This is a genomic window from Bacillus sp. EB106-06-01-XG163 (assembly GCF_058791615.1).
Window position 1 is genome coordinate 1 of the sequence record NZ_JBYTDS010000028.1, and the last position, 8,998, is coordinate 8,998.

3 protein-coding genes are annotated in these 8,998 nt (G+C 50.7%); all 3 read left to right on the forward strand.

Features of this window, described 5'->3' with window-relative positions; all coding sequences use genetic code 11:
- On the forward strand, positions 1-4,632 hold a 4,632-nt coding region (locus tag AC3WTF_RS19090; RefSeq protein WP_492314342.1), incomplete at its 5' end, for an amino acid adenylation domain-containing protein.
- Between the two features lie 18 nt (positions 4,633-4,650).
- Positions 4,651-8,454, forward strand: coding sequence for a non-ribosomal peptide synthetase (locus tag AC3WTF_RS19095; protein ID WP_047935780.1), 3,804 nt, complete (start codon positions 4,651-4,653; stop codon positions 8,452-8,454).
- A 72-nt stretch (positions 8,455-8,526) separates the two neighbouring features.
- Positions 8,527-8,907 carry a DUF1360 domain-containing protein gene (locus tag AC3WTF_RS19100; RefSeq protein ID WP_047935778.1) on the forward strand — a complete coding sequence of 127 codons (381 nt, stop codon included), beginning with the start codon at positions 8,527-8,529 and terminating at the stop codon, positions 8,905-8,907.
- Positions 8,908-8,998 lie beyond the last annotated feature (91 nt).

Below are 8,998 nucleotides of genomic sequence, written 5' to 3' on the forward strand. Positions count from 1 at the left end.
GTTCAGGTGCCGTTACAGGACATCTTCGCCCGGCCGACGGTGGAAGAGCTCGCTTCGGTTATTCAGGACTTGGAAGAGAGCCCGTATGAAGCGATTCAGCCTGCGCAAACACAGGACACCTATCCGGTGTCTTCGGCGCAGAAACGGATGTATGTGCTCCAACAGCTTGAAGACGGCGGTGTCGGCTACAATATGCCGGCTGTGCTGGAACTGACGGGCCCGCTTGACCGCGGCCGGCTGGAGGAGACGTTCCGGCAGCTTGTTGAGCGGCATGAGTCGCTCAGAACGTCCTTTGAAACGGGGCCTGACGGCGAACCGGTGCAGCGCATCCATGACAGCGTGCCGTTTCAGCTGGATGAGGCCGAGTCAGCTGACGCATTCGTCCGGCCGTTTTGTCTGGAGGAAGCGCCGCTCTTCCGTGCGGCCCTCGTGAAAGAATCAGACGAACGTCATCTTTTATTAACGGATATGCATCATATTATTTCTGACGGTGTGTCCGTCAACACCTTGATTAAAGAATTCGGCGAGCTGTACGCAGGCCGTTCGCTTGCGCCGATGCGCCTTCAATATAAAGACTATGCCGTCTGGCAGCGGTCATTTCAGGAGAAAGAAGGGTACCAGAAGCAGGAAGCCTATTGGCTGAAGCGGCTTGAAGGAGAGCTTCCGGTGCTTGAGCTTCCGGCTGACAAGCCCCGTCCGGCTGTCAGAAGCTTTGCGGGCGGCAGCGTATCGTGCGCGCTTGACGCTGAAACGGCATCCGGCCTTCACCGCATCGCCCGGGATCACGGCTCCACTTTGTATATGGTGCTTCTCGCCGCGTACAATACGTTACTCGCACGCCTGAGCGGGCAGGAAGACATCATCGTCGGCTCGCCGATTGCCGGGCGCCCGCACAAAGACCTTGAACCGATTCTCGGCATGTTCGTCAACACGCTCGCCATCAGAACGGAGCCGAAAGGAGACAAACGGTTCACCGATTATTTGGCGGAAGTCCGCCAGGCTGCGCTTGAGGCGTATGAGCATCAGGACTACCCGTTTGAAGAGCTTGTGGAACGGCTCGGGGTGCAGCGGGACACAAGCCGCAATCCGCTGTTTGACGCCATGCTTGTCGTCCAGAATATAGAGCATGAGGAACTGCTGTTGGACGGTTTGCATATTCAGAATGCGGACGTGTCCCGTCCGGTTTCCAAATTTGATGTCACTTTGCAGGCTTCTGAAGGCGGGGGACAGATTCATTTTCTGTTTGAATATGCGGCGTCTTTATTCCGGAAAGAAACGATGCAGCGCTGGGCTTCCCACTTTATGACGATGCTTGAACACATTGTCCGTGAACCGGAAACTTCTTTACAAGCGATCAGCATGCTGACTGCTCCGGAACGGAACCGGATTCTTTCAGACTTTAACGGCATGACGGATCAACAGCTGCCTGAAAAAACAGTTCATGAACTGTTCATCACCCAGGCGCGAAAAACACCTGATGCCGCGGCCCTTATCAGCGGGGAAACATTGATCACATACAAAGAATTAGATGACTGGTCGAATAAAATCGCCAGAGCCCTGCAAAAACGGCAGATCGGACCTGATGCAGCCGTCGGCATTGTGATACCAAGATCGCCGGAACAAGTAGCGGCAGTCTTCGGGGTTTGGAAAGCCGGAGGAGCTTACGTCCCGATAGATCCTGAATATCCGGAGGAACGCAAGCAATATATCATCTCAGACAGCGGCACAGCGCTTCTCCTTACCGCACACGGTGCGATAGAACAAGTGCCTGATCGTTTTAACGGTGAAGTGCTCGCACTGGAGGATATTCAAGAACAGGATGCTTCGCCGGTCCAGTCATTATCAGCACCGGAAGATTTGGCTTACATCATTTATACATCGGGAACGACAGGCAGGCCGAAAGGGGTTATGGTCGAACATCGATCCGTCAGCCAAACCCTTCAATGGCGGAGCGGATTTTATGATCTGAATGAGAAAGATACGATTCTTCAGCTCTTTTCATTTTCCTTTGACGGGTTTGTAACAAGCATGTTCACACCGCTGATTTCCGGTGCGAAAGCGGCCGTTTTAGCCGAAGATGAAGCAAGAGATATTCTTGCCATTAAACACTATCTTGCATCTTACCGCATCACTCACATGATCATTGTTCCCGTACTGTACCGTACACTGCTTGACGTACTGGAGCCGGGGGATGCAGAGTCTCTCAGAATTGTCACATTAGCGGGAGAAGCTGTCGACCAAAACATTATCAGCCGCAGTTTATCAGTTTGTCCACACACGGAGCTTGCCAATGAGTACGGCCCGACGGAAAACAGCGTCGCCACTACAGCGGCAAGACATATAGAACAAAGTAAGAACATTACGATCGGCCGTCCGATTGAGCATTCACACGTTTATATTTTAAACGGAGATCATCCGCAGCCGATCGGTGTAACGGGAGAACTTTGCATCTCGGGTTCCGGCCTTGCAAGAGGGTACCGCAATCTTCCTAAGCAAACGGCCCAAGCCTTTGTCCAAGACCCGTTCCAGAAGAACCGGCGCATGTACCGCACGGGCGACCTGGCAAAATGGCTGCCGGACGGCACGCTGCAGTATATCGGCCGAATGGACGAGCAAGTCAAAATCAGAGGCTACCGGGTGGAACTGAAAGAAATTGAATCCTCCTTAACAGGCATAAAAGGTGTCAAAGAAGCAGCTGTCACCGCTCATACCGCATCAGCAGGCCAAACGGAACTATGCGCTTATATCGTGACAGAAGAAGGAACAGAAAGTGAAACCGTGCAGCAGGCACTCAGAAATGAAATGCCCGCTTATATGGTGCCGGCGTTCTTTGAAACACTTGAAGCCCTGCCTGTCACACCGAACGGGAAGCTTGACCGCCGCGCGCTTCCTGAGCCGCGGAAAAAAGCGCACACCGGACGGGCATTTACCGAGCCTGAAAGCGACATGGAAAAAGAGCTGTCCGCGATTTGGAGCGAAGTGCTCGGAACTGAAAACATTGCCGCGGATCAATCATTTTTTGAACTGGGCGGCGATTCCATCAAAGCCCTGCAAGTATCAGCCCGATTACATCAGGCAGGAAAACAGATCGCCGTAAAAGATATTTTCAGCCGGCCGACAATTAGGGAGCTGGCGCCTTATGTCCGTACAGAGCGGCAGCCGGTCAGCCAAGCTCCTGCAGAAGGAGAAGTGAAGTGGTCGCCGATTCACAAATGGTTCTTCACACAAGACATGAAGGAAGCAAATCATTTTAACCAGTCCGTCATGCTGACGAGAGCAAATTCAATAGATGAAGAGGCTCTGAGGAAAACGTTAAAAGCCATTACCGTTCATCATGATGCCTTGCGCATTGTCTGCAAAAAAGACGAAGAGAAAGGTCTTCTCCTCTTCAACAGACCGGCTGACCTCGCAGATGAACAGCTTTACAGCCTGACCATATTAGAAATGGAAGGCAATGAGCATGAGAAGGAACGTTTTGTAAAACGCCGCGTCGCAGAGCTTCAGAGAAACATGGATTTGGAGAACGGGCCGCTTGTACAGGCGGGGCTGTTCCGTTCTGAAGCAGAAGATTACTTGTTTCTGACGGTCCATCATCTCGCTGTCGACGGGATATCATGGCGGATTTTATTGGAAGACTTGGCTTCTGCTTATGAGCAGGCCGTCTCTGGACAGGAAATCAAACTTCCTCCGAAAACCATGTCATTCAAAACATATACGGAGCAGCTGGCCGATTATGCCGAAAGTAAACAGCTTCTTCAGCAGGCGGAGTATTGGCGGGAGATTGAACACTATGAAACAGAAAGTCTTCCTTACGAACAGGCAGATTTATCTCAAACTCCTGCAAAAAAACGGAACACGGTATCCTTCACTCTGACAGAAAGTGAAACGGACGCCCTGTTGAAAGATGTGCACAGCGCCTACAATACGGATACGCAAGATGTGCTTTTGGCTTCCGCCGTGCTTGCCATTCAAAAGTGGTCGCCGCGGCACGCTTTGAAAATCGCCCTTGAAGGACACGGACGCCAATCGGAGCAGGCAGGTGCGGACATCAGCAGGACAGTGGGGTGGTTCACTTCCATTTACCCGGTGCTTCTCCGGAGCGGAGTTTATGAACCTCTTGAAGAATATGAAATTCGCACATTGAAAACCGTCAAAGACACATTGCGGCGCATTCCGGATAAAGGCAACGGATACGGCGTCCTCAAATATTTAACACCGCCGAAGCTTGCCGGGATGACTTTCGGGAAAGCACCGGAGATCAGCTTTAATTATCTCGGACAATTCGATGCGCCCGGCGGGAACCCGGCAGAAACGGAACAGCCTGACGCGTTTCAGTTTTCTCCTTTGGGAGGCGGAGATGATGTGACAGATACATGGAAACGGGAGCAGTCACTTGAAATCAGCGCGATTGCGGCAAAAGGCCGGATGACCGTCAGCATTTCCTATGAAACGGAGCGCTTCCGGCAAGATACGATCGAACGGCTGTCCGAAAGCTGCCGGTATTATCTCCTGAAACTGTCGGAACACTGCCTCAGCAAAACCGATACGGAGAAGACCGTCAGTGACTTTGATGATCGGGAGCTGACTGAGGAAGCATTGCAGGATATTGCCGACTTACTCAGCTTCCACTAAACCGAGCGGGAGGAACACATGGACAAAACAAAAAATATCCAAAATATTTATCCCCTCAGCCGAATGCAGGAAGGAATGCTTTTTCATTCCTTTCTGCAAAAGGAGGGGGCTGCATATATCGAGCAATCCGTCTTCACCATAAAAGGCCGGCTTCGTCCGGAATTGTTTGAGCAAAGCGTACAGTCTGTCATCAGCCGTCACGATATTTTCAGAACGGTTTTTTTACCTCATGTCGCTCAGCTGAACGGCCCCCGCCAAGTTGTGCTGCGTGAGCGGGAATTCCGGCTGCACCGCGAAGATCTTACACATTTGGACGAAGCGGAACAGAGCATCTATTTACAGCGATTTAAGGAACGTGACCGCTTAAAAGGCTTTGACTTGCAAAAGGATATGCTGATGCGCGTTTCTTTGTTTAAAACGGCTGACGAAAAATATATATGCGTCTGGAGTCACCATCACATCCTTATGGACGGCTGGTGCCTCGGCATCGTCCTTCAGGAATTCATGCATATGTACCGGGCGATTGAATCAGGCTCACCCGTCACACTGGCGCCCGCAAAGCCTTACAGCACTTATATTACATGGCTGACTGATCAGGACAAAGACGCGGCTTCTGAATATTGGAAAGGATATTTAGCAGGCTGCGAGACACCCTCAGGACTCCCGAAAATATCGGCCCGTCCCCAGGAAAAAGGCTACCGTAAGAAAGAGCTGCTGTTTTCTTTAGATCAAAACCTGACAGACAGGCTGAAAACCATCGCCAAAGAAGAGGGCGCTACGCTCGCGGTTCTTATGCAGACTGTATGGGGCTTGATGCTGCAGCGCTACAACCGGACGGACGATGCCGTATTCGGCGCCGTCGTATCAGGGCGGCCTTCCGTCATTGACGGCGTGGAAAGCATGATCGGGCTGTTTATCAATACCGTTCCGGTACGCATTAAAACGGGTGACGAAAGCTTTAGAGAACTGCTGGGCCGCTTGCAGAAAGAAATGCTTGATTCAGAGGCGTTCAGCTATCATCCGCTTGCTGACATCCAATCGCAGACTGAGCTGAAACAGGATTTAATCGACCATATTATCGTGTTTGAAAATTATCCGATCCAGCAGCAGATGAAAGACGCGGAAAAGGAATCAGATGCACCATTCCGGATCGGGAATGTCAACGTTTCGGAACAATCGGGCTACGATTTTAACCTCATCATAGCGCCTGGCGATGAGCTGCTCATCAAATTCAGCTACAATGCGAACGTTTATGACGAAGTATGGATAGAGAGCGTAAAAGGACACTTGGAAGAAGCTCTGCGCGGCGCCGCCTTCAATCCCGATGTTCCCGCTGATCGGCTTCCGATGCTCGGACAAAAGGAAAAATCAAGAATAATCGGCGAATTTAATGACACGAAAACAACTTATGAAAGAGATGAAAGCATCATCAGCCTGTTCAGCCGACAGGTTAAGAAAACCCCGAACCATCAGGCGCTTCACGCCGGCGGGCTGACGATGACGTACCGGGAGCTCGATGAACGGTCAACTGCATTCGCCCGCACCCTGCTGGAAAACGGTCTGGCGCCAAAGGGAATTGCCGGGATTCTGGCCGAACGCTCACCGGAATTTATCATCGCTGTTCTCGCTGTATTGAAAGCGGGAGGGACGTACCTTCCCCTTGATGCAGAACTGCCAACCGACAGGATCGCCGATATGCTCACTGAGAGCGGAGCACAGCTGTTAACGGTACAAAAAGGAATTGAGACTGACATTGACTTTTCTCACATCATCTCTATCCCGGCTGCAGCTGAAAAACAAACACCTGATGCGGGAAAACTGAATACCGATACAGCACCTGATGACCTTGCCTATATTATGTATACATCCGGTTCAACAGGAAAACCGAAGGGCGTGATGATTTCCAACCGAAACGTCATATCGCTCGTGTCAAACAGCAATTACACGTCGGCTGGCATGTCGGACCGTCTCATTCTGACAGGGTCCATCGGTTTTGACGCAGTGACGTTTGAAATCTTCGGAGCACTTTTGAACGGAGCATGTCTTCATGTGGTTGACCGCTCGACAATGCTTGCCCCTGAGAGGTTCGGCAATTACCTTTCTTCCAACCGGATTACGATTCTGTTTTTGACGACGGCACTCTTTAACCAGTTCGCCCAGGCAGATCCGGAGATGTTTTCTGGGTTGCACACCTTATATGTCGGCGGAGAAGCTTTGTCCCCGGCGCTCATCAATAAGGTCAGACACCGCTGTCCGAATCTCAGCCTTTATAACATATACGGACCGACGGAAAATACGACATTTTCTACCTTTTACGAAATCAGGCACGATTTTTCTCAGCCGATCCCAATCGGAAAACCGATCAGCAATTCAACTGCGTATATCATTGATAAAAATGGCGGACTTGCGCCGATCGGCGTGCCCGGTGAGCTTTGTGTCGGCGGTGACGGGGTTGCCAAAGGCTATTTAAACAGGCCTGACTTAACAAGTGAAGCATTTGTCAGCCACCCGGTTCATCCTGAAGAAAAGATCTACAAAACAGGCGATTTGGCACACTGGCTGCCTGATGGAAGCATCGGATACATCAGCCGTATCGACCGCCAATTCAAGATTCGCGGGAAGCGGATTGAGCCGGCCGAAATCGAAGCGCGCTTGACTGAAATTGATGGAATCAGGGAAGCGGCAGTCATCGTAGCAAAAGAAGGACAAGAAGCAATCCTTTGTGCGTATTATACAGGCGCACATGTTGAAGAAAGAGCCATTCGATCCCTGTTGGCCAGGTCGCTTCCCGACTATATGATTCCTCAGTATGTGATGAAGCTTGACCGTATGCCGCTTACCGCAAACGGCAAAGTGGACCGCCGCGGGCTGCCTGCGCCAGAACGGAAAAAAACGTCATCAAAAGCCGTTCCGCCACGAAACTGGGTAGAGCGTGAGCTGATCGACATTTGGACGCCGATCCTCGGCTGCAGGGAGCTGGGCATACAGGATGACTTCTTTGAGCTGGGCGGCCATTCTTTGAAAGCATTGCAAGTGATTCATCAGCTGAAGACCAGGCAGCAGATGGATGTGCCAATTGAAATGATATTTGAATATCCGACAATTGAACAATTGGCTGAAAAGCTGTATTCAAACACACTGACAGAAGCTGCAGAGCAGCATATCAGCAGACTGAACCAGCCGAAAGGCCGCAATCTTTTCTGTTTTCCGCCTATCTCAGGTTTCGGCATTTTCTTTAAAGATCTTGCAACGGCATTAAATGGACGGGCTGCTGTGTACGGTTTTAACTTTATTGAAGAAGACAGCAGAATGGAACAATACATTGATAAAATGCTGGAAATCCAGCCGGAAGGCCCTTATATTCTCTTCGGATATTCGGCAGGCGGCAATACGGCATTCGAGGCGGCAAAAGCGATGGAAAAGCGCGGCTTAGAAATCAGCGACGTTATTATCGCAGACGCGTACAGAAAGCTTGACACATTGCCGCCGCAACCAACAAACGCAATAGCCGAAAATGTCCCGGAAGCCGTCAGGGAAGCGGTCATCCGAAAAACAGAGCGCTATCAAACGTACTGGGCGGAACTGATAAATGACGGCCAAATCGCGGCAAACCTCCATTTTATCGAGGCCGGCATAAAGGAAGAGCACAGTGATAAGACCGAGCCGATGAAATGGGAAGGCGCCACAACGGGACTCTATCAGGAATATCAAGGCGAGGGCGCCCATAAAGATATGTTTGAACCCGCCTTTGCACAGCAAAATGCTGAGGTCATACTGGACATCATTGCAAACAGCGGAAGACGCTTGGCGCGGAATCTGTAACATCCGGCAGAATGGTTCAGGATGACAGAGGGCAAGATAGGGGAATCAAACCAGTTTTTTGGAGGCTTTGACATGACGAACCTATCTTGGCTTACGTATGTAATGATCATTCTTGCCAGCTACCGGCTGACCCATTTGATCGTATTTGATAAGATTACGGAATTCATAAGAAAACCCTTTATAAAGCAAGAAAAAACCGTCGATCAAAACGGGCGCGCCGTCCAAAAAAAAGTCCCTTCCTCCGCATTCGGTTATATGCTGCAATGTTATTGGTGTGCGGGCGTCTGGTGCGCCATATTGATCGGCATCTGCTACTTGGTCTGGCCCCGCTATGCACATCCGGTTATTTTCATTTTGTCCATCGCCGGAGCGCAGGCCATTCTTGAAACGTGTGTCGGCGTCGGAACGAAGGTCATTGACGTGCTCGCCGCTATGAAACAAAAAAAGTCCTGAAGCGTTTTGATTCGCGGGACTGACCCCATAAGATGAGACAAATAAAAACACCTTCAAGTTTGAATACGGATGATTGTTATCCGAAATTAGA

Coding starts and splice junctions, on each gene's coding strand:
- AC3WTF_RS19095 (WP_047935780.1), top strand. CDS start 4,651: ATGGACAAAACAAAAAATATCCAAAATATTTATCCCCTCAGCCGAATG.
- AC3WTF_RS19100 (WP_047935778.1), top strand. CDS start 8,527: ATGACGAACCTATCTTGGCTTACGTATGTAATGATCATTCTTGCCAGC.